The following is a 21,985-nucleotide window of genomic DNA, read 5'->3' on the forward strand; positions in this document are numbered from 1 at the left end:
GACGGGATCGTTCACAGCGCCTGCGCGGCGAACTTCGACAGACGTGACCGTTCCCCCTGCGGCAGTTCCAGGTGGCCGCCATGCTCCCAGGGGCGGAACCGATGCGCCAGGTAGGTGAGACCCGATGTGGTCTCGGTCAGGTAAGGCGTGTCGATCTGCTTCAGATCACCAAGGATCACCATCTTCGTGCCGGGCCCGGCCCGGGTCACCAGGGTCTTTATCTGCTTGCTGGTCAGATTCTGCGCCTCGTCCACGATGATGTATCGGTTCTGGAACGTCCGCCCCCGCATGAAGTTCATCGAGCGCACCTTGACGTGACGCATGACCATCTCGGAGGTCACACCCGCTTCGAAGCTGTTCCCACGGCGTTCGTCTGTCGCCGGATTCAGCACCTCCAGGTTGTCGAAGAGCGCCCCCATCCATGGGGTCATCTTTTCCTCCTCCGTACCTGGCAGGAATCCAATGTCCTCGCCCACCGGCTGGGTCGCCCGGGTCATGAGGATCTCGCGGTAGTTTCCCCGTTCCACCGTCTGTTCCAGGCCGGACGCCAGCGCCAGGAGCGTCTTCCCGGTACCGGCCTGCCCGATGAGCGTGACCAGATCCACCTCCGGGTCCATCAGCAGGTTCAGCGTGTGGTTCTGCTCGTCGTTGCGGGCGGTGATACCCCAGACGCCGGTTGTTCGGTAGTTCTCCAGCACGCGCAGCGTTGCCGCGGTGGCTTCGGTTTCCACCGACTCGACCACCGCTTCGAACGAGCGGTGATCGCTGGCAATATGGACGATCTCGTTAGGCGCCCATTCTGCCACCGGATCCCCCGTCACGCGGTAATAGGTCTGGTCACCGTTTTTCCACGACTGGGTATCGTCCCCGAATTCGCCCCATACGGTTTCGTCGTACCGATGGATACCGGAATGCAGCAGCCGGACATCCTTCAGCACCTCGTCGTTGCGATAGTCCTCGGCCGTCAGGCCCAGGGCCGCGGCCTTGATCCGCATGTTGATGTCTTTCGACACCAGGACAACCGGGCGATCGCGGGTCTCCGAGGTGATCGCGAGCAGCGCTTTCAGGATGGTGTTGTCGGGTTCGCTCCCCGGCAACTCGACCGGGAGACCGGCGCCGGCGCCATTCGTCTGAAAGTAAAGCCGCCCTCCGGGAATCGGATGGGTTTCGCCGTTCCCGCCCTCGGGCACCTGCCCCAGCGCAATCCCTTCTTCTATCCCTTTCTGCGACCTTCCTTGCGCGAGCTCGGCAAGAAACCGGGACGCCTGACGAGCGTTGCGGGCGACTTCCGTGTTCCCTTTCTTGTGCCGGTCAAGCTCTTCAAGCACGACCATCGGGACATACACATCATGTTCTTCGAATCGGAACAGCGCAGCCGGATCGTGCATGAGCACATTGGTATCCAGTACGTATAGAACCCGCTCCGTTGTTTCTTCCATGAACTCCACTCCTTCCTGTTATTGACGCTGAAAATCCCTTTCTCTTTGCCAGTAGGTCACGACGATCTTCGTCCCTTCCTCTACCGGTGTCCCTGCATGCATTGTACTTCGATCGGGCTCCCCCCGAATGGTGGTGTTTGCGAAGAAGACTGCACCCCCTTTTTTCGGATTCACTTCAATCCCCCGCTTGGGGAATCGGGTCGCCCCGCCTATAGGGGCCGGCTGAAGATAGATCACGGTCGTCGCCACCCTCTGCCCCGCTGATCGGGTGTGCTTTCTGGCCCCGTGATTTTCGAGGTCGAACCAGTCGTAATGCGGCCGATATTCCTGCCCCGGCTCGTATTGCAGGAGCTGAAGTCCCTCACCCCTTTCCACCGGCCAGTTCGTCAGTGCCGCCAGCCGATTTTCGATCCGGTCAATCAAGGCTGTCTCGGCGCGGCTGAACATCACGCTACTGCTGGTCCGCGAGTCATGTGAGATCCTCTCTCCGCTTTCACGGTCCACGACCCCGGATCGGTTCAAGCCCTTCTCGTAGGCGTACGAGATCAGCCCCTGACATTCCTCTTCGCTCAGCACACCGTCCATGACGATGGCATGTGGGTCTTCCATTTCGCACAAAACGTCGACGGGTTTACCCGCCCCGTTCTCGACACGGGGCGGGTGATCAATTCGCGGCAACTCGACCCCCCATGGCCGCGGGCTCTCCACCCTCTGCAGACCTTCATTCAAGGCCTCACAGGCATCATCCCTGCGCCAGACACCCCCTACCATCTGGTCGAACATGGACGATGGATTTACACCCCGCGCGAGGTTTTTCAGGATCCATTCATGCCATTGATCTCCGTGCAGACTGATCGCCTTTCCTTTCGACATACTTCTCACTCCATTGAGCCCGGGATTGCCAAGCCGAAGGCTATACACCTTTCGGACTTCACGCTTCCATGGCCTTCGCCCACGACGCCTGAATATCCTCCGGTGTCATGTTTTTCTCCAATTCGAGCCGGTTACGCTCGCCCGCCTCCGAACCGTTCTCGCCCGAACGGTTCGCCCATGCGTGCGCCAGTACGTCATTGCGTGGCACCCCCAGCCCGAGGGCGTACAGACCACCCAGATTGTTTTGCGCCTTCGGGTCCCCCTTGATTGCGTCGGCTCGCGCCTCCTCTGCGATCGCCTCCGGGTTTCCCGCTTCCGGATCACCGCGCACCAGGTCGAGCCAATCCCTCACGGACCGAGAATCGCTCGCCGCCCATTCCCATTCGAGGGGATGCGGGGGATCAGACTCCTGGGCCGTGCGGCTCTGGTCGGCAAGGACGGCCAGTGCCTGTCGCTCTTCCCAGGATTCCTCCCCACAGGCTTCGAGCGCCTCAATCCAGGCCAGAATTTCCTGAACGTGATTCTCCCGGTCCTCACCGAAATTCAGGAAATTCCGCACCATCATCCGAGCCGCATAGGCCTTATCGTAGCCATCGCCAGATTCAAAGGCTTTATAGAGGTAAGCGGTTGCGCCATCCGGATCCTGCATCACATAAGGACTGCCATTCAGCTTCCAGTGCCCCATGATGTTCAGCGCGGCGGGGTCCCCATTGCGTGCGGCATATTCGATCCACTCGGTCGCAATCTGCTCGATGGCTTGCGGTGACTCCTCGAGGTCCAGAGGGACATAGGTTGGCTCGAGTATGGGCCGCTGCGTCTCGGGTGTCGCCTGGTACAGCGCCTCGATCTTCAGCATGTCGGACAGGCGCCGCATCCCGCTCGGCGAAAGACGGCCTTCCTCGAACAGCTGCAGCCTCCAAAAGAACGCCTGTCGTGTATCCCGTTCGACCACCTTGCCATCCCACAGCAGATCCGAGTACATCTCGATGGCTTCCGCTTTCCCCTGTTCCATTGCGCCCCAGAGATGGGTCAGTCCAACGTTCACATCCACCGGCACATTGTACTGCCCCTCGATCAGCCAACGAGCCATCGCAACCTTGGCTTCGGCGTCATCCTCCTTGATCGCGGCCCGCTGCATCCACTGGAACCCGGAACGGGGATCCCAATCACCTCCATCCCCGGTCATCATCTTTTCCGCCAGGGACCGCATCGCCCACACGTCTCCGCTTTCCGCCAACCGCTTCACGGCTTCATAACCGGTGGCTTCACCGCTGTCTTCTCCGGAAGGCGCCATGGATCCCTTTTCGCCCACTTGCCCAAACGGTTTCTTCAATTCTTCACGCTCCTTCGTGCCCATTATTGGACTCCTTCGACTTTTCGTTCGCAGTTCTCTCGATAGCTGCAGCTCCGGCATTTGTGCGCCTTGGGGGTGAACCGGACCCACCGCTTTTCCCGTACCGCTCGCGCCTGCTCATAGTTCGAACGGAACTGGTTGAACAGGTCCGCGTTGCTTTGCGGGATGTCTTCGGTGGTGACTTCTCCACCCAGCACGAAACGGACCCGGTTGACCGGGTAACCTTCCCCCCGGGCCGCCAGGGCACCCGCCCAGGCCTGAACCAGATCACTCAGGAACGGTCCTTTGGTCCGCTTCTTCTGCTCGACCAGCACCACATCCGGGCCCTCCTGCACGATGTAATCGGGACGCGCACCTACGCTCCACTCGCGGTTGATCAGGGTTGGCGCATTCTGGGTGTCCTGATACAGCAGCTTGTCACCGCCTACTTCGGGCAGCGGTTGTTTCGGGGTGCCGCCGACATCAAAGTACAGTGCGACCAGAGCAGCCAGAACCATGGCGGCCATCAGTACCGCCCCAATCCAGAACTCAAGACCCATGACGGTTTCCTCCAGTCCGGCTTACGATCCGATTCAAAACCACACCGAGCACGGTATCTAAGAACGGTACACGCCGGGCCAGGAGCACCACCATCGGAGACAACCGGTAATAGCCGGCGACCAGCCACCGCCCGGCAGCCGATGGCATCAGGTTTCGATCCCGCCAGTCGCGCAGCTGATCGGTCCGCGGGTCGTCCGGTCCGTAAAGATGGGATGCGACATAGCAGCGTCGATCGTTCTGGGCCGCGGCCTGTTGCACCCGGGCACCGGTTTGCTGGTGCGCCCGTTCTCCGGCCTCCCGCAGCGCCTGTGCCCGCTGCGAAGGATCCGCGCCTTCCCGCTGCAACCGGAGGCTTTCCGGGCAGTACACCGCCGTCTTCAGCTCGCTCGCCGTGATCACTTTCCCGTCCGATGGCCGCTTGGGCGGCGTTTTCGGCATCGGTTTTCGGTTTCGGGTCTTCCTTTCCTCTCCGTTTTCCATTTGTTCTTTACGTCTCCACATTTTCCGCGAATTCCGACAGGAGCGTCGCCCGGGTTTCGGATACATTGCGCACCCCTGCACTCACGGGCGCCACCTCGCGCCACTCGATCCCCATCTCCGTTGCAAAGCTGGAGGGCTCATAGTCCTGCTCCTCGTAACCCCAGTGGATGGATCGGGCGTGGTGAGCCACCAGCCGTTCCCGTGCCCGGGTCGCCGCGACGTAGGACAGCCGGCGCTCCTCCTCCATGTTCTGAGCCTCTTCTTCGTCTTCTTCTCCGAACACCCCGGGGCGAACGGAAGCCCGCTGCATCGGCATCAGGCCCTCGGACAGACCCGCGACATGGACGGTGTGATACTCCAGCCCCTTCACCCGAAACACGGTCGCCAGCGTGACCTTGTCTTCGTCCGATTCTTCATCCGGGGCGGCCAGCGCCATCTCCTGAATAATCCGCCACTGCTCGTCGCGGCTGTATTCCGCATCAACTCGGGTCTGCTCCGTGGTTCCGAAACGGGACTGGATGGCCTCCTCGATCGAGAGGAGCGTACCCAGCCGGCGCTCATACACGGCCTGCGGCTTCTCCGCCTTGGCCGACAGCTCCTTGAGGAAGGACTGGAAACCACCCATGTCCTCGTCCAGGGCCCATTGCGCGATGAACAGCGGCGGCCACACCTTCAGCCCTTCCAGAATGTGCGCCAGATGATCGGCGGCCGCGCGGGCACGCTTGTTCAGTTGGGCGTTCTCCCGCGACTCCAGCAGTCCGGTGTCATCCATCTGGGACTGCACCACCAGTTCGTTGACGGATTTTTCGCCCAGCCCTTTCACCAGACCCGCAAGACGCTCCAGCGCCATGGCGTCCTGGGGGTTGAGCATCAGGCGAACCCCGGCCATGAGCATCTGCGCCTCCGGTGTCTGGAACACGTCGATGCCTTGCGCGATGCGATACGGGATCCCCTGCGAGATCAGTGCCGGCTCCAGCAGGCGGCTTATTTTGTTGACGCGGTAGAGCACGGCGATTCGCTTCGGGTTGATCCCTCGATCGAGATCCGCACGGATATCCGCTGCAATCGCGTTCGCCATCGCCACACCGTCGACGTGCGCCTGCCCATCCGGGGCGTCGCCGTCCGGGCGCTCGTTCGCGAACGGGGATTTCGTGATGCGGTTGTTGTTGTGCGCGATGTGCGCCGCCGCGGCCGAGACGATGGACGGGCTGGACCGGTAGTTCCGTTCCAGGCGTACGATCGCCGCATTCGTCTCATCCAGAAAGGCCTTGAGATTCCCCGGGTTCGCCCCGCGCCACTCGTAGATGCACTGGTCGTCATCCCCGACCATCATCACGTTGTTGTGCGAGGAAAACAGGCGGAGCATGTCGTACTGCGCCTTGTTCGTATCCTGTGCCTCATCCACGGCAATGTGCTGAAACCGCTCCTCCAGCTTGGCGGCCCATTCCGGCTCCCGACGGAGCCCGGCACCGGGGAGCACGATCAGGTCCCCGAAATCCACGAGGTTGTTTTCCCGTTTCTCTTCTTCGTAACGGCGCAGGATGTCGTTCAGGCGAGCCCAGTGCGCCCGTTTGACGCCCTGATTCAGAAGCAGGTGAATAATGTGCTGTTTGCGCTCCTGATCGTCCGAAGACGCGTATCGGTCCCCCAGGATGATCCCGTCGTTCGCCAGCACATCATGAATGGTCATCAGCTTGCGGACCGGGATTTCCTCTTTGAAATCGTCGTCCGCCAGCTCCTTGTGCAGTCTCCGGAGCGTTTTCTTGCGATCCGCATCATCCATGAGGCTCACGCCGGATCGCCGCTGACAGCGTTTCGGGTTGGCCTGCAGCAGCTTCCATCCGAACGAATGGAAGTTTTCGATGGAAGGCATCTGTTTGCGATCCGAGATATCGAGACGATCGCGCAGGCGGGCATACATCTCTCGCGCGGCCTTGCGCGAAAAGGTCAGCATGAGCACGTTTTCCGAGGCGACCCCGCCTTCGATCATGCGCGCCATGCGTTCGGTCAGGGTCGCCGTTTTCCCGGCTCCGGCCCCCGCCAGCACCAACGATGGCCCCTGCGTCAGCGCCGCCGCCTGCTCCTGTTCCGGATCGAGTGTAATGTCCTGGTTCATGTCGGTCTTTCGGGGCGGACCCGTTTAGTAAGTTCAGCGCCAGTATCCCATTTTCCGGGCATCTCGCAATTTCTCGATCCTTTGCGGGTTACCCTTCTTTTGTATAGGATTGCTTTGGTTTGCAGAAGGAGCAACGGATGGTGCCCCACACCAAAGACGAGGATGTTTCTCTGACGGATGAAGAGATCCCTTGTGACCTTCATTCTTTGCGATTTTCCGATCTCTTCGTGGGCCCCGATGTTTTTGAGGTCAAGGTGGGGCCGAGGCAGCTTTACGAGCGAACCCTGTACCGCCATCTGTGCAATCCGGAGCAGGTCTGGAAAGCCCTTCTCGAGCGATGTGAGGCATGCTATGCGGAAGCCGATCGCCAGGAATTCACGGTTTCCTATGACACGCTCACGTTTCGCGTCTCTCGGATCAGCACGCGCAACCACCAGGGCGTTTTCGTCATGCGCCGGATTCCCGCGGAAGTCCCTTCCCTGGACTCCCTCGGCCTGCCCGATTACATCTACAAGCGCCTTACCCGGCGTCGCCTGACCGGCCTGATCATCCTTTCCGGCTCCGTGGGTTCCGGAAAAACCACCACGGCTTCCGCATTGATGGCGGACCGACTGACCAAGGAATCCGGTGTGTGTCTTGCGGTGGAGGATCCGCCCGAAATGCCTCTGGAGGGCGACTACCCCGGTGGCCGTTGTTATCAGGTCACGGTGAAGGACCAGGACTTCGCAACCCCCCTGCGCCATTCGCTCCGGATGAGCCCGGATTTTCTGTATATCGGGGAGATCCGGGATCCAGTATCGGCTGTTGAGGCGATTCGCGCGTCGCTGAGTGGGCATCTGGTGATTTCCACCATCCATTCCCACAACGTTTCGAGTGCCATCACCCGTCTCTATTCATTGGCGGCGATCGAAGTTGGCTCGGAAGATGCCTCTTCCATGCTCTCCAACGGTCTGTCGGCTGTCATCCATCAGCGCCTGACTCGTGGAACCGGGCGGCTGTCGATCCGCGCAGAAATGCTCTGGCTTTCCGGTGACGAGAACACAGGCTCACGCAGCCTGATCGCCAAACGTCAGTTCCACCAGATCGATTCGGAGGTCAACAGCCAGGGTCTGCGACTCCAGAATGACGGGGGCGAAGACACCTAACCCCCCAATGGCGACCAGATACCGCTCACCACGGCATAGCCAGCCCCTGCAACGCCGGCCAAAAGACTGATCAGCAGAAACCATCCCGCCATCGAGCCTTTCCGAGCTCTTTTCCGGGGCGTCCCGAATTCCCGCCAGATGCCGCCGCAGAACGGGCATGCGGATCGGATGGGGATGGGCCCCTGTCCGTCGCCGGCGTCCCTGAAACCCAGAACGGGCACGATCATGCGTGCGCATTCTTCGCAGCGGACGATACTCCCACCCGACCTTGCCGGCGAAGGTTCGGTCGTCCTCGGCTGGTGATGCTTGGGCTTTTCCTCGTCACCGAGCGGCGGATCCCCGATGCGTGGCTCTTCCTTTCCCATACCCATTACTCCATCAAAAACGGCCGCGATCGCATCGCGACCACGGCCGTCATTATTACCGAATAAAGTGAGCCGGTATCAGTCTTCTTCCTCGACCACGGAAGCGTAGGCCAGGGCGGTGTACTCATCCCCGCCGGAACCAATCGGATCCCGGGACACCGTGACTTCGAAAACGATTTCCGCTTCTTCGTCCGGAGCCTGGAAGCTGACCGTATCGGTTTCCCGGCCCTGGACGCCTCCGCCCATCGGTCCCGAAATGTGCTCCCAGTAGTAGTAATAGGGGCCACCGCCCCCGCCTTCTTCCTGAACGTCCACGGAAAACACGATGGGTTCGTCCTGACCGGCAATCGCGATCTGGTATTCCCCGGTATCCAGGATCAGCCGCCCATCCACGTCGTCCGGAATGATCTCGACGGTCATCCGATCCGTCGCGAGCTCATCGAAATCGGTGTCACCGTCAATCGGCTCATGATGGGCCCGGAATTCGAACAGGCCTTCCACCGCTTCATTGGGCGCCAGGAATCCCGCCACACGCTGATTCTCGTTGTCGAGGTCGATCGACGTCTCGGTCAGCTCGACCCACTGGTAGTAGTGCCCCGTGGATTCCTCACCGTCCACGGTGACGGTCCCTTCCAGATCGACGTAATCGCCGGGTGCAACTTCCAGATCCGGCCCGGCATCGGCCACGAGGTCGTCCGGTTCGGGAACCACTTCCTCTTCCGGCTGCGCCACGGTAAACGTCACGTCATCCGTCGCTGACTGGCCGATATCGTCGGTTACCGTACAGCCCATCACGACTTCCGTACCGGTGGGCGCATCCGGGACCTCCATTTGGAGTTCACCCGACTCGTTGCTGTACTGGTAATTGAGGCTGATGCCCTCGCCAATGATTTCGTCGTCGTTGAGATTGACCCATTCGAAGGTCGGAGCACCACCGTCGTAATACATCCCGCCACTGGTTACGCAGGAATGCTCCAGGGTCGATTCGGCCTCGACGGTCCGATTGGCACCGGCATTGACGTTGACCTCGTCGGCATCACCCTCGATATAGAGGTTCATGGTGCTCGAGTCCGAAAGACCGCCCGTTTCATACGCGGTCAGCTCCAGCTTGATCCGGGCGTCCTCGTGCATGTCGCCAATGTCGAGCGTTGCCGCGCAGGTCTTCTCGTCCTCGACCCCGTAATCCCGCTCGCCGTCATTGTCATCGGCATCAAAATCGCACGCCCCATCGCCGCGGAACTCCACTGCCGAACGCACATCGGTTTCCCCATCGACGATGGACCATTCCATGCGGTCGATGTAACTGTCCTTGTTCTCCGCTTCGCCCTGCACACTCACGGAGCTCCCGGACGAGACATATCGGTCGTCCCCCGTCGATACGCTCAAGCGGTTTTCGTTCTCTCCGCTACCGCCGCCACCGCCGCCGGTTTCACACCCGGCGAGACCGAACGTGCCGACAACGGCCATGGCGATGATTGTCTTTCGAAATTGCATATACGACCCCTCCTGGGCATTCAAGATTGTGCTTCCATCACAGGGGATGCGAGACGGTGCCGGACATAAAGCGGACATGCTGGTGTCTCATTGGTGCGGGTTCGCATCCCTGCGATTCGTTTCTTCGCCTCCAGGCGACCATTGATCCAGAAGACTGACCGGACCTTTTTCCGGATTATACTTCAGCGACCTTTCCCATCATACCGAAACTGTGCGAACGCGCAGCCCTGCTTCCCGGGCCGTTTTCGCCCATGCCTGTGCCTTGCCGGCCTCACCGCTGTCGAAGACGACGGCATGCGTCGCCTCGCGCATGATCGCAAGATCGCGGACGCGATCGGCATGCTCGAATCGATCCCATTCCACCGGAATTCGGGTCAGAGGATGAGCCACTTCCACCGCAAACCGCTCCGCCAGCATCGAGGCCCCGCGATCACCGCTGGTGATCAGGCGAGCGTTGGGTTGCTGGCGGAGGATCGTCGACAGTTTCGATTGAACCGCCTCGTAACGCTTCAGATTCAGGTCACCGCCAACGGCTACCCGGATCGGCTCGCCGGATCCCAGTATCCAATGGCGCCAGGCGGCGGGGAGTTCGACGTTGTCCGGCGCCTGCGCGAACATCGGCGCCACGTCCACATCGGCATACCCCGCCAGCCCGCAACCAACGCGCGTGACTGCAAACCGCTGGTCCGGAGTCTGGCGGGCGTGTTCCAGGAAACGCTCCACGGACTCCTGAATGGCCGACAACGGCCGGGTATTCAGGTCTGCGTCCTTGGTTGGGATGGCGTACGCCTGTCCCATCGATCCCTCACCCTTGCCATTCACCGCGCCGTAGTGATCGCGCGCGAGACGGGCCGCGCCCTTCCCGTGCCGGCCGGCTTCGTTGGAACCGAATACGAACACGGGCTCAGGCGGGATCCAATCATCCCATTCGCCGTCCGCGATCTCCACCAGAACATCCCCGTGGCAGGCTTCCGGCGCACAGTGACACCCCAGCGTCTGCCCCGGCAGCGTCCGGCGGATCAATCGCAGCAATGCCGGTTGGTCCGGCAGCCATTCGCGGAACGCCCGGATGACCCGCTGACGTTCGGAATCGCTGCGATCGTGCATCACGAACGGATTGCCATAAGGGGAACCGCGACCGATGTATTCGTCCGCGGCTTCCCTGGCGACGTTGCGAACCCGGCGCTCCATCCCTGCAACGGTTTCTGCTTGCGCCGACGCGGCCATCAGTTGACCTCCGCGTGCTCCAGTACGGCCAGCTCCACCCGGCGGATTCGGCCGCCACTGCCCGACCATTCGACCATCGGCTGCACCAGTTCCAGTTCGTTCGAGAGCGATCCGGGATGCACGGCATCGACCTTGACCGTCTGGCGCCGCTTGGTGGGCACCTTCTCTTCCGAACGACGCCCCTGGTAAATCTCGATGCCGGAGGGGATGGTGGCAACGCCATCCTGACGGATGCGCTCGATCACCGGCAGCCGGTGCGACGCCAACCGGCCGAATACACCGGCACCGTTTTTCCAGGGCGTCCCGACCATCATCACCGAGTGATCCTGCAGCACTTCCCGATCGGCGTCGCTCAGTTCCTCGTTTTCCTCGGCATGGCGCCAGAGCGCATCCGGCGTCAGGTTGTCCAGCGGGATGAACCACATCGACTGATCGAACGCTTCCAGCACGGACTCCACCGTTTCGGCCATTTTTCTTCCTTCTTTCTTGATTGGAGTTTCAGGCTATCGTTTTTTGATGGAGTCGCAATTTCTTCATCGATGCGATTCTTTCAGATTCCTCGCGACGTCCGTATTCGCGTAATACTCCTTCACGTATTCCCGTCGTTCCCGGGCCTCCGATTCATCCCCGGCTTCGCTAACGGCTTCAGCCTTTCGCAGTTCCAGGCGCGCGAGTTCTTCGCGCATTTCCACCAGCCGAGGTGCCATGGATTCGGTGTAACGGGATCCCGGGTAAGTCTCCATGAAGTCCGCCATGGCCCGGAACACATCCCGCCCGCTTTCGATTCGCTGCGTTGTTTCAACGTGACGGCCCCGGGTCCATTGCCCCAGATCGGCCATCACCTCGGTGTAACTGGCATAGTCCGCGTCCGCATGGTCCGCGTAGTGCGACTGAAACGCCCGGGAAAGATCCTGTGCGCGCCGGAATTCGCCTTCATCCAGGCATCGGTGGGCGCCCTGAAGATAGATCCCCGGATCCAGTGTTTCGGCTTCACTGTCCTGCGCGACCGAACGACAGTCGGTCACGGCCGGATCGCCGTCTTCGAATCCGCTCGCCCGATCTCCGCCATTGCCCGTGGTGGCGCACCCGGCCAGCAGCATCACCCCCAGCCCGGCGGCTGTCATCCGAGCCATCGGCCCCCGCATGACCGGGGCCCTCACCGCATCTGCATTGTTCCGTGCCATTCAAAGTCTCCGTCTTCGTTTTCCGTCTGCCCGGTCAGGTTGCGGATCCGCTCCGACCAATCGGCCGGGCCGCTCGCCGCCATCGCCCATTCCACCGGACCTGCCCCTGGTTGATCCTTCGCGCGGACCACACCCTGCGTCTGAACGGCCGCGTCGCCGGCCGAACGGATCCGGATCTCCAGATCCCGGTCCACCACCGCCAGCCTTGCCCGCTGTTCACCGGCCTCCATGGCGTTCGGCATCAGCAGGGACGCGTCCTTCCACCGGAGCTGGCCTTCCGCTTCCTGCCAGGCCTCCGGCCCGCCACTCAGGGTTACCCCCTCAAACATCACATGGCCGGTGGCCGGCAGTGGCCGAGAGAGCCACTGGCGCGCAAAGTCCAGCGTCAGGTTGCCATCCACACCCTCGACTCGCCATTTCTGACCGAGGCCGGCTTCCATCTGCCCTCGGGCCGTGATGTCCTCGCCTGTAATCCGGAGGTCCGCCCGTGCCTGCCTGTTCCAACCCAACACCGGACGCAGCTGCCAATGGACGTCCCCAACCGCTTCACCCTGCCAGGCCACGCCGGTCATCCGCCCGGACCAGACCCGGCCATGGACCTGCTCCACGGCGAGATCCGTCGGCCACCCGCCGACCTTCTCCGCCATCGTGACCGCGGTGGACGCCGGGAACAGGATCACCCCCATAATCGCGCCTCCCAGGACCGCGGCGCTTCCGTAAAGCCAAGCGGCCTTCACGTCTCCGGCTCCCTGAACTCGACCGTGGCATCGACATGACCGGCGGCTTCACCGCGCTGGAGGCGCATCCGTTCCCCGGCCATCGCCACGCCCCCGTCGAACCGTTCCAGCCAGTTCACCAGGGCTGCGTACTCCACCCCCTCGAAGCGGACCTCGACCGCGCCATTGGAGGGACGGGCTTCCCGGAAACCGTCCTCAATGCCAACATCGGCCACGGTCGTCTCCACCCGGGTCAGGACCTCGGCGGGACTGGCCGGCGGATTCGATTCGAGGCCTTCCCCGTCCTCGTTCGCCGTCGCCTTCTGGATCACATCCGCCTGACGCTCCACCCAGTCGGCTTCCGCCTGCGTCTGCACCACCCGATCCTGCAGTTCCGCACGCTTTTCCAGGGTTGGCTCCACCACCCCGATCGCGAAGAGCACCGCCAGCGCGATCCCGCCGCCGACCGTCACTACGGCCTTCTGACGGTCATCCAGACGCTCCCATGCTTTCATCACTGTTCATCCTCCGTGATCCGCATCCGTGCATCGACGCCACGGGTTTCCCGGTGAGTGTCCGCGAGTCGAACGTGTCCCCTGATGCGCCCCTCCAACGCTTCTCGGGCTTCTTCAATCGGACCCACGGAATCGGCCTGGAGCGCGATGTCGTACCGCCCCCGTTCCATTTCCACGCTGCGAACCGTCAGTTCATCGCGCGCAAGCTCTTCCGCCATCGGCCCCAGCCATTGCGCGATCTCGGGCGTCCGCCCCCGGGCTTCACCCGCGGAATCGCCATCCGACGCCAGGGCTCGTTCCACCTGCACGATCGGGTTGACCATGCGGGTATCCGGCAGTGCCTGCGAGAACGCAGCTTCCAACCGCTGTTCTTCGGCCGCCAGCCGGTTTTCCAGATGCGCGTTTTCAAGATGCAGCCCGACCGTCGCGACGACCGCCGCCGCGGCGGCGAGACCGGCAGGAACCCGCCAGCGCCGCCAGCTCGCCGTTTCGGGGCCATCGTCCGCCAGCAGGTTCATCGTGCGTGCGTTGCGCATCATGTTCCGCCAGTCTTCCGGCGACGCGCATCCGGTCACCCAGGCCATCAGGGAGCCATCCCAGCCCGCGCACGCCTCGATCGGCTCCACCTGCCCCGCACGGCCGCGGGCCCAGTCCCGCAACTCCGCCGGCATCCGGCGCGGAACCCCGTCCGGCGAAAACAGGATGCCGCCGTTCTCGTGATCCAGCAGGGTGTCCTCGCGAAACCCCTGCAGCGGCAACATTTCCGGCACCAGCCGGGCCCGGGCGAGCCCGACATCCCGGCACCATTGCCGCCACTGCTCCAGTATTTCGACACTGGCGACCGCCGCGACCATTCCGCTGTTCGTGTCCGGCCCGGGCTCGATGGCAACGGATTCCAGTGGCTCGCTGATCCGTTCTTCGAGCTCGAAGGGCAGCGCCCGGATCCGGCGGGACCGGGGCGAGCGTGGGAACGGAACCGGATACAGCACCGCCCGATGCCCCGGGGCGATCACGATCACCCGGGATTCGATACTGTCCCCGGGTTCCCAGGGCTCCCCTTCGGCGCTGGAAACGGCTTCCACCGTTCCATCCCGCCCGATCCGGGCCCAGCGAACCGGTGTGTCCGGGGTATATCCGTCGCGGTCCGGCAGTTCCACCAGCCACCACCGTTCACCCTGCATTCTCACCACTGACATCCTCCCTGTTGCCGGTGCAGGATCGTTCCCCGCTCCGCGTTCACCCGCGTACAGAAGGCGTAGCTCCGGCGCTCTGTCCGGACATGCGCCTCGACATCGAAATGCCGAATGCCTTCACCCGAGGCGTCGATCTCCAATTCGTGTTCCATTGCGCGACGGACCCCCTCCGGCGCGTCCTCCGTCACGACCATGCGATTGCCCGTCCCCGGACGGGCCACCACCCAGGGCTCCAGCGCGTCGTACACCGCAGCCGTCACACCCTCCACATCCAGAAGTTCCGAGGCATGGGTCAGGGGGCGTGCGCCACTGGAACGCGCGGGATCCATCGCACGGTATTCGGGCAATTCGGCTTCCTCGTCCATCCATTGCCGAATGGCCTCCCCCAGTCCCTGTGGTGCGGATACGCCGGCTTCCGCGGCCATCTCCGTCACCAGGGACTCGAAAGCCTCCATCGATGGCTCTTCCCTACCCAGACTGTTCAGATTGAACCGGCAGTGCAGATTGTGAACCCGTGCCTGCACCGTCATCCCATCCATATCGAATTCCACCGGCTCCGTCCGGCATTCGTAGTCATCTTCCCAGGGCAGGTGGCGATAGGCGGCGCCGTGGCCGCCCAGCATCCCCAGGGCGATTTCTTCCGCCCCGCGGACGGTCTGCCAGGCGCGTTCGTGCTCCTCCATCAGTTCCATCCGCTGGATCTGGTAGTGATCACGCATCCCCATGGCGGCCGCGGCCAGCGTCGCCAGTGCCACCACCAGCAGCGCCGTCAACAGGGCTACGCCGTGCTCGCGCCGCTTCACTGCGAACCTCCCACCACCATCATCCGGCCCACTGAGCCCACCGGCTCCAGGGTCAGATTCAATTCGACCAGCGCCGGCAATCGGTTCAGGCTTCCTTCGCCCCCGTTCTCGCGATCGCCGCCCACATCCGCCGGACGTCGATGAGCCTGGATCCACCGGGCGTCGTCTTCCGGGGGCTCCAGGGCATCCACGAAGCGTCGCCGGTCGCCGCCGGCTTTCCGATCCGCGTCCACGGGTGCCCAGGTGATTCGCTCCACGCCTTCTTCCTCGGAAAAGCGCCAGATCACGCCCTGCAGTGCGCGCCCGCCAGCCCCGCTCATTCGAACCCAGTACGCCTCCATTCCCTCGTCCGTACTGCGCACCTCCATGATCGGCCGGCGTTCGCCGCGAACATCCCGTGTGCGGACTTCCACGGCATGGCGCAGATCGCGCTCCAGCAGCGAAAACATCATCGAGATCGACCGGACCTGTTCCGCCCGCTCAGCCGTGCGCGCTTCCGCATCCAGCACCGTGCGCAGACCGCCGGTCGCCAGTGCGGCCACGACGGCAAAAACTGCCACGGCCACCAGCAGCTCCAGCAGCGTGAAGCCGCGTGTGCGATCACGGGGCGGCATGCGTGCTCCGGCTGGCGATGGCCCGTTCCTCACCATCCCCTTCTTCCCGCACACGGACCTCGATGCGATCCACCTCCGGCAGAGGCCACCGGGATTCGGGCGCGACCGACTCGATGCGGGTTTCCGCCACCCAGCTGCGCCCGCCCATGTCGTGGCGGTTGGTGGCTCCATCAACCGGCTCCTCGATGCCTGACTCGTAGCGCGCCACCTGATTGGCAGCGACCCAGGCCGCGACCTCGCGTTTTTCCAGCGCGTGGACGTTGTGCGCGTGCGTCGACCCCGCATGAATGGCCGCGCCCAGCGCAATCGCCAGGACCGCCAGCGCAACCACCACCTCGATCAACGTGAATCCGCGCATGATCAGCCCCCGCGTTCCAGCCGAACGCCGCCATCATCATCACGACGAACCTGCCAGCCGGCATCGACCCCGCCGCGTTCAATCACGACACGGAACTCGGGCATCGCCCTGATACCGGGCACCAGCAGTCGATCACCGTCCCCGGTGCGCCGCGCGGCTTCTTCCCGATCCGCAATCTCCAGCCGGAACTGGAGGTCGCGGCCGGGCCATTGACGCTCACCCAGCAGACCATCGTCGAGCGGCACCCACTCCACGGCCCGCCCTTCGTCGATCCATCGCCGATGCAGGAATCGGTAGCCTTCGGCCGCGGTTTCAAACGCCAGAGGTTCCCCCGTGAGTGCGGCCCGGTCCCGGGCGTGCTGAAGATCCATCACGATCCGGTCCCCGACCCGCTCGATGCGACGGTCTTCCACCGCGCCGGACGCCAGTACGACACCCCCGGCGGTGACTCCGATGATCACCATGACCACGAGCACTTCCAGCAGCGTGAACCCTTTTTGCACCTTCAGCCCTCGATGCTCCAGGATCCGATGATCTCGTCCTCACCCGCATGCCGATCCCCGGCAGGCCCGAAGGAGTAGACATCGATGTCTCCGTGTTCCCCGGGTTCGAGGTACTGGTACGGGTTCCCCCACGGGTCTTCCGGCAGCCGGTCCAGATAGCCGCCATCGGGGTACGAATCCGGCTCCGGTCCGGCGGTCGGCTTCTCCACCAGCGCCTCCAGCCCCTGATCCGTCGTCGGGTAGTGATGGTTATCGAGTCGGTACATATCCAGGGCGCTCACGAGACTCCGGATATCCTGGTGAGCCTGCGTGATCCGGGCCTCCTCGGGACGATCCATCACCCGGGGCACCACGACCGAGGCCAGAATCCCGAGGATCACGACCACCACCATGACCTCAATCAGCGTGAAGCCGCCCTGCTTCCTCTTCCCATCCATGCGTTCTCTCATTCTTCGCTATCCCACCAGTTGGTTCATGTCGAAAATCGGCAACAGGATCGCCATCACGATCCCCATCACCACCAGTCCCATCGTGACGATCAGCAACGGCTCGAACAGACCCATGGCCGTGCTGATCCGCCTCTGGACTTCGCCTTCCTGCGTGCGTGCCGCACGCTCCAGCATCCGGTTCAACTGGCCGCTTCCCTCACCACTGCGGATCAGATGGATCACGATGGGCGGGAAGGCGCCGGTCTCCTGCAGTGAAGCGGCGATCCCCGCACCTTCCCGAATTCGCCCGGATGCCTTCTCGACGGAGTCGCGCATCGGTCGGTTCTCGATGACCTCGGCCCCGGTCTTCAGGGCGTCCAGCAGCGGTACGCCGCTCTCGGTAAGGATGCCCAGGGTGCGGGTGAAACGCGCCGTATTCACCGCCTGAACCGTTCGGCCCACAACCGGCACGCTCAGCAGCCATCCATCGAATCGGGCGCGGAACCCGGGGCGTCGCCAGCTTCGCGCGAAGACCACCCCGGCGGCCGCCAACCCCGCAAGGACCCAGACCCCATAACCGCGCGCGCCGTCGCTCAAGGTGATCAGCGCGACCGTAATCCAGGGCAGCGTGTTGGCCGTGTCATCGAACACCGCCACCACCTCCGGGACCACGTACACCACCAGCCCCACGGTGACGGCGATCGCCACCAGCGTCAGTATGATCGGGTAGATCAGGGCCACCCCGATCTTCTGGCGCATCTCGTGCTGGGCCTCCAGATGATCCGCCAGCCGCGACAACACCCCGTCCAGCTGTCCGGCGTCCTCGCCGGCCGCAACCGTGGACCGATAGATTGACGGGAACACCCGAGGGAACTCCGCCAGGGCCGCCGACAACGGCTGCCCTTCCACCACACGGGTCCGCACGGCCCGTAGCACCTGCGAGACCGCCGGGTTCTCCGACTGCGTGGCGACGGTATCCAGCCACTCCGCAATCGGGATCCCCGCCTCCGCCAGCGTTGCCATCTGGCGGGTGGCCGAAGCCAGGTCCATGCGACTGATCCGACCGACCGCCCGGGTTCGACCGGAGCGCCCGGGCTTTTCCTCGATGGCGGCCACTTCCAGCGGCTTCAGCCCCTGCTCGCGCAAGGCGCCCCGGGCACCCCGGTCGTTCTCGCCCTCGATCACGCCCTTGCGGACCCGACCGTGGCCGTCCATGGCTTCATAGTGGTACGCCGGCATGACGGTCAGCCCTCGTGGGTCACCCGCAGCATCTCCTCGATGCTGGTTTCGCCCTTGAGCACCAGGCGCCGGGCATCATCGCGCAGGCTTCGGCTGTTCCGACGCGCCCGCTCGGTGAGGGTCTGTTCCGACGCGTTATCGTGGATCAGTGCGCGCAACTCCTCGTCCATCTCGACCAGCTCGTACACCCCGGAGCGCCCCCGGTACCCGGTGTCGTGGCAGGCCTCGCAGCCCACGGGGTGCCCGATCACCGGAGGATCCGACGGGTCGTACTCCAGCAGACGGGCTTCGCGTTCCGAGGCCGCTTCCATGCGCCGGCAATCCGGGCACAGAGTCCGCACCAGACGCTGCGCGAGAATCCCGTTCAGCGTGGACGACAGCAGGAACGGCTCCACCCCCATATCCCGCAGCCGCGTGATCGCGCCGACCGCCGTGTTCGTATGCAGGGTCGAGAAGACGAGGTGCCCCGTCAGGCTGGCCTGAACCGCGATCTGGACCGTCTCGAGATCCCGGATCTCCCCGACCATCACCACGTCCGGATCCTGCCGGAGGATCGCCCGCAACCCACGGGCGAAAGTCATGTCGATCCGGCTGTTGATCTGCGTCTGGCCGATCCCCTCCAGGTAGTATTCGATCGGATCTTCGACGGTCAGGATGTTGCGGCTGTCATCGTTCAGTCGGGACAGTGCCGCATACAGTGTCGTGGTCTTGCCGGAGCCGGTCGGCCCGGTCACCAGCATGATCCCGTGCGGCCGTGTGACGACCCGCTCCAGCGCATCGTGGGTATCGGCGTCCATCCCCAGATGCTCCAGATCCAGCCGCCCCGCCGTCTTGTCCAGCAGGCGCATTACGACCCGCTCCCCGTGCGCCCCGGGCAACGTGGATACGCGTACGTCGACCGGGCGCCCGGCGACCCGAAGGGAAATCCGTCCGTCCTGGGGCAACCGTTTCTCGGCAATGTCCAGGTCCGCCATGACCTTCACGCGGGAGACGATCAACGGCGTCAGCGAGGCGCTGGGCGCGTAGACCCGGCGCATCACCCCATCCACCCGCATCCGCACGACCAGCTCCCGCTCAAAGGGCTCGATATGGATGTCCGAGGCGTTTTCCCGCACCGCTTCGGTCAGCAGGGCATTGATGAGCCGGATGATCGGGGCGTCGTCTTCGCTCTCCAGCAGATCCTGCGGCTGTTCGAGATCCGCCGCCACGCTCGACAGGTCGAGCCCGAAGGTATCCTCGATCGACGCGCCCTCCCCCATGGCCTGCGTCGTGGTGCTCTGGTGCTCTTCATGCAGTCGTTTCTCGAAGGCCTCATCATCGACCTGCACGACGGACACCGGCCGGATCGACCGGCGCTTCACCTCGAGGATGCCTTCCGGATCGGCGGATGCCGTGGCCCATACCTGTTCCGCACCCTCCTCTGGATCGAACCCGACCGGAAGGACGCCCATCCGCCGGGCATAGGCGAACCCGAAACGCACGGCTTCACCCTGAAGTGCCTCAGTCATCCCGTTTCTCCCGAACCTGGTCGAAGCTGGGCGGTAGTTCGGTCAGGCCATCCTGTTCGTCCATGACAGGAATATCGCGCCCCGTGGCCGCCTGCTGGCGCATCTGCTCGCCACGGATGTAGCTGTACTTCTCGCTGGACAGGGCTTCGCCGGTCGCACCGTCGCGCACGATTCGCGGGTAGATGAAAACCATCAGATTACGCTTCTCGGTCTCGGTCGACTGATGCCGGAAAAGGCCGCCGACCCCCGGGAGGTTCCCGAGCCCCGGGACCTGATCTTCCGAGTCGGTCTGTTGCTCCTCGATCAATCCACCGAGCACCAGCATGGAACCGTCGTCCACCAGGACGTGCGTATCGAGCGTGCGGGTGTTGGTTACCAGGTCCGCCGCCCCCTGAATCCCCGGGGCCAGCTGGGAGACCTCCTGCGACACGTCCAGGCGCACCGCGTCACCCTGGTTGATCTGCGGACGCACCCGAAGCTGTACGCCGATATCCTCGCGTTCGATGGTATCGAATGCCTGTCCGGATTCCTCGATGGTCCGCCCCATCACGAACGGGACGTTCTGCCCAACCACGATCTCCGCTTCCTCGTTGTCCAGGGTCAACAGGCTCGGCGTGGACAGGATGTTGCTGGACCGGTCCGCCTCCAGGGCTTCGATCAGCGCGGCCATGTGGGTGCTGCCGCTCGAACCGGCTCCACCGAAGGTCAGACCGTCCCCGAAACCCGGTGGCTGCGCCACCTCGCCCCCGAGGAAGGCATCCACGCCGGCCGCGAGATTCGCGAGCCCGCCGCTTTGTGCCCCGGTGAAGTTCAGCAGTCCCGCGGCGCTTTCGCCCCCGATCCCCCACTGCACCCCGAACTGACGCGCCTTGTCCGACGACACCTCAGCGATCACCGCCTCGACATGAACCTGTGCGCGCCGGATATCGAGGTCTTCGACCAGCGAATCCAGTTCATCCAGTCGATCCGACGGCCCGTAGGTGACGACGGTATTCGTTTCGGAGTGGGCACGGATGCGTACTTCTTCTTCGGAAAGCCCTTCTGCTTTCTGCCCCCGCCCTTCCAGGATCTCCTGCAGCAGTGTGGCAACACCCTCCGCATCCGAATACTGGAGGTAGTGCGTACGGGCGTTCCCCTGTTCTTCCTCGACATCCAGCTTGGCCGCCAGGCTTCGCAGATGCAGACGATCGCGCTTCGCGCCGCTGATGATCAGTGCGTTGCTGTTGCGATCCGGCACTACCGAGGCCTCCCGTCCTTCGGGCATCGGCCGGGTTTCGAGGGTGCGGTTCAGCTGCTCCGCGAGCGAGACCGCACGCGCATGTTCGATCGCGATGACGTCGGTGTCCGTATCCAGAGGCTGATCGATCCGCTGAATCAGACGCTCGATCTTGCGGACGTTTTTCGCGGATCCGACCGCGACGAGCGTGTTCGATGTCTGGCTCCCCCTCAGCTCCCCCTCGCTCGGCAGCATGGGGCGCAGGGTCGCGAGCACGTCGGATACCGGCACGTACTCCAGTTCGATGATGTGGTGGACGTGTTCGCCGTCGGCGCCGGTTTCTTCCAGCCCCGCAATGGCTTCTGCCTGAACCTGGTTTTCGGGGACAATCCGGGTTGTGCTTTCTCCTTCGACCGCGGCGAACCCATGCACCGCCAGCACATCATGGAACAGCTCAACCAGCTGTCGTTCGCTGAGTCTTGTTCGGGAAATGACGTTGACTTCGCCTTCCACCTCCGGGTCGATAATGAAATTCCGGCCGGTTTCCTCGGATACCAGATCGATCACGTCCCGAATCTCGGCATCCCGGAGGTTGACCTGAATGCCGTCGTCGTCTCCCCAGGCCGGCGCCACAAAACCGATGGATGCGGCTGCCACTATGCCCCGGATTGCCCT

Annotated in this window: 22 protein-coding genes; 1 reads left to right on the forward strand and 21 read right to left on the reverse strand. The window is 63.4% G+C overall.

The genetic code is table 11. The annotated features are described in order from the left end of the window. Window positions 1–11 precede the first annotated feature (11 nt). From F787_RS0106385 to F787_RS0106405, 6 genes are read right to left on the reverse strand one after another with little or no spacing between them, the layout of a single operon-like run. The gene (locus F787_RS0106385; protein ID WP_028491670.1) at window positions 12–1,439 is read right to left on the reverse strand and encodes a PhoH family protein; all 1,428 of its coding nucleotides are present in this window, start codon (window positions 1,437–1,439) and stop codon (window positions 12–14) included. Window positions 1,440–1,457: 18 nt separating this feature from the next. Continuing rightward, on the reverse strand, window positions 1,458–2,312 hold the full coding sequence (locus tag F787_RS15565) for a 2OG-Fe(II) oxygenase (RefSeq protein ID WP_081694096.1): 855 nt from the start codon (window positions 2,310–2,312) through the stop codon (window positions 1,458–1,460). Window positions 2,313–2,370: 58 nt separating this feature from the next. Beyond that, window positions 2,371–3,669 carry a tetratricopeptide repeat protein gene (locus tag F787_RS0106395; protein ID WP_028491671.1) on the reverse strand — a complete coding sequence of 433 codons (1,299 nt, stop codon included), beginning with the start codon at window positions 3,667–3,669 and terminating at the stop codon, window positions 2,371–2,373. After that, window positions 3,669–4,205, reverse strand: coding sequence for a PD-(D/E)XK nuclease family protein (locus F787_RS0106400; protein ID WP_028491672.1), 537 nt, complete (start codon window positions 4,203–4,205; stop codon window positions 3,669–3,671). Before F787_RS0106400 ends, F787_RS0106395 begins: the two co-directional genes overlap by 1 nt. Further along, window positions 4,195–4,686 carry a CFI-box-CTERM domain-containing protein gene (locus F787_RS16395; protein ID WP_231373410.1) on the reverse strand — a complete coding sequence of 164 codons (492 nt, stop codon included), beginning with the start codon at window positions 4,684–4,686 and terminating at the stop codon, window positions 4,195–4,197. The genes F787_RS0106400 and F787_RS16395 overlap by 11 nt, the downstream gene beginning before the upstream one ends. A 7-nt stretch (window positions 4,687–4,693) precedes the next feature. Beyond that, window positions 4,694–6,802, reverse strand: coding sequence for an ATP-dependent helicase (locus F787_RS0106405; RefSeq protein ID WP_028491673.1), 2,109 nt, complete (start codon window positions 6,800–6,802; stop codon window positions 4,694–4,696). A gap of 137 nt (window positions 6,803–6,939) precedes the next feature. Between F787_RS0106405 and F787_RS15570 the strand changes: the two genes are divergently transcribed. Continuing rightward, window positions 6,940–7,947: an ATPase, T2SS/T4P/T4SS family gene (locus F787_RS15570; RefSeq protein ID WP_019022884.1), complete on the forward strand. Its 1,008-nt coding sequence runs from the start codon at window positions 6,940–6,942 to the stop codon at window positions 7,945–7,947. Window positions 7,948–8,390: 443 nt separating this feature from the next. Here F787_RS15570 and F787_RS0106420 read toward each other — a convergent pair whose 3' ends face one another. The 15 genes from F787_RS0106420 to gspD all read right to left on the reverse strand — a co-directional run bounded on the left by F787_RS0106420 (window position 8,391) and on the right by gspD (window position 21,967). Next, a complete protein-coding gene (locus F787_RS0106420; RefSeq protein WP_155989595.1) occupies window positions 8,391–9,650 on the reverse strand; it encodes a hypothetical protein in 1,260 nt (419 codons plus the stop codon). 354 nt (window positions 9,651–10,004) lie between these two features. After that, window positions 10,005–11,033, reverse strand: coding sequence for a DUF4326 domain-containing protein (locus tag F787_RS16400; protein ID WP_231373411.1), 1,029 nt, complete (start codon window positions 11,031–11,033; stop codon window positions 10,005–10,007). After that, window positions 11,033–11,503 (reverse strand): hypothetical protein, encoded by a 471-nt coding sequence (locus tag F787_RS0106430; RefSeq protein ID WP_028491675.1) that lies wholly within the window; start codon window positions 11,501–11,503, stop codon window positions 11,033–11,035. The genes F787_RS16400 and F787_RS0106430 overlap by 1 nt, the downstream gene beginning before the upstream one ends. A 63-nt stretch (window positions 11,504–11,566) precedes the next feature. Next, window positions 11,567–12,166: an outer membrane protein assembly factor BamD gene (gene bamD, locus F787_RS15585; RefSeq protein ID WP_196801924.1), complete on the reverse strand. Its 600-nt coding sequence runs from the start codon at window positions 12,164–12,166 to the stop codon at window positions 11,567–11,569. Between the two features lie 23 nt (window positions 12,167–12,189). After that, window positions 12,190–12,903 (reverse strand): type II secretion system protein N, encoded by a 714-nt coding sequence (gspN, locus tag F787_RS0106440; RefSeq protein ID WP_155986664.1) that lies wholly within the window; start codon window positions 12,901–12,903, stop codon window positions 12,190–12,192. Between the two features lie 47 nt (window positions 12,904–12,950). Then, on the reverse strand, window positions 12,951–13,448 hold the full coding sequence (gspM, locus tag F787_RS0106445; RefSeq protein ID WP_028491676.1) for a type II secretion system protein GspM: 498 nt from the start codon (window positions 13,446–13,448) through the stop codon (window positions 12,951–12,953). Continuing rightward, window positions 13,448–14,629, reverse strand: coding sequence for a type II secretion system protein GspL (gspL, locus tag F787_RS0106450; protein ID WP_019022941.1), 1,182 nt, complete (start codon window positions 14,627–14,629; stop codon window positions 13,448–13,450). The genes gspM and gspL overlap by 1 nt, the downstream gene beginning before the upstream one ends. Window positions 14,630–14,631: 2 nt before the next feature. Continuing rightward, window positions 14,632–15,444 (reverse strand): type II secretion system protein GspK, encoded by an 813-nt coding sequence (locus F787_RS0106455; protein WP_028491677.1) that lies wholly within the window; start codon window positions 15,442–15,444, stop codon window positions 14,632–14,634. Further along, window positions 15,441–16,058, reverse strand: a complete 618-nt coding sequence (locus tag F787_RS16125) for a prepilin-type N-terminal cleavage/methylation domain-containing protein (RefSeq protein ID WP_051246065.1) — start codon at window positions 16,056–16,058, stop codon at window positions 15,441–15,443. The genes F787_RS0106455 and F787_RS16125 overlap by 4 nt, the downstream gene beginning before the upstream one ends. Further along, window positions 16,045–16,416 carry a type II secretion system minor pseudopilin GspI gene (gspI, locus tag F787_RS0106465; RefSeq protein WP_042805711.1) on the reverse strand — a complete coding sequence of 124 codons (372 nt, stop codon included), beginning with the start codon at window positions 16,414–16,416 and terminating at the stop codon, window positions 16,045–16,047. The genes F787_RS16125 and gspI overlap by 14 nt, the downstream gene beginning before the upstream one ends. A 2-nt stretch (window positions 16,417–16,418) precedes the next feature. Then, window positions 16,419–16,919 carry a prepilin-type N-terminal cleavage/methylation domain-containing protein gene (locus tag F787_RS16130; RefSeq protein ID WP_019022945.1) on the reverse strand — a complete coding sequence of 167 codons (501 nt, stop codon included), beginning with the start codon at window positions 16,917–16,919 and terminating at the stop codon, window positions 16,419–16,421. 2 nt (window positions 16,920–16,921) lie between these two features. Next, window positions 16,922–17,356 (reverse strand): type II secretion system major pseudopilin GspG, encoded by a 435-nt coding sequence (gene gspG / locus F787_RS0106475; RefSeq protein WP_028491679.1) that lies wholly within the window; start codon window positions 17,354–17,356, stop codon window positions 16,922–16,924. 18 nt (window positions 17,357–17,374) lie between these two features. Then, window positions 17,375–18,586, reverse strand: a complete 1,212-nt coding sequence (gspF, locus tag F787_RS0106480) for a type II secretion system inner membrane protein GspF (RefSeq protein ID WP_028491680.1) — start codon at window positions 18,584–18,586, stop codon at window positions 17,375–17,377. Window positions 18,587–18,591: 5 nt separating this feature from the next. Further along, complete coding sequence (gene gspE, locus F787_RS0106485; protein ID WP_028491681.1) at window positions 18,592–20,094, reverse strand: type II secretion system ATPase GspE; 1,503 nt, start codon at window positions 20,092–20,094, stop codon at window positions 18,592–18,594. Then, window positions 20,087–21,967 carry a type II secretion system secretin GspD gene (gspD, locus tag F787_RS0106490; RefSeq protein ID WP_155989597.1) on the reverse strand — a complete coding sequence of 627 codons (1,881 nt, stop codon included), beginning with the start codon at window positions 21,965–21,967 and terminating at the stop codon, window positions 20,087–20,089. Before gspD ends, gspE begins: the two co-directional genes overlap by 8 nt. Window positions 21,968–21,985 lie beyond the last annotated feature (18 nt).

Source organism: Thioalkalivibrio sp. ALE19 (genome assembly GCF_000428605.1).
Taxonomy (GTDB): domain Bacteria; phylum Pseudomonadota; class Gammaproteobacteria; order Ectothiorhodospirales; family Ectothiorhodospiraceae; genus Thioalkalivibrio.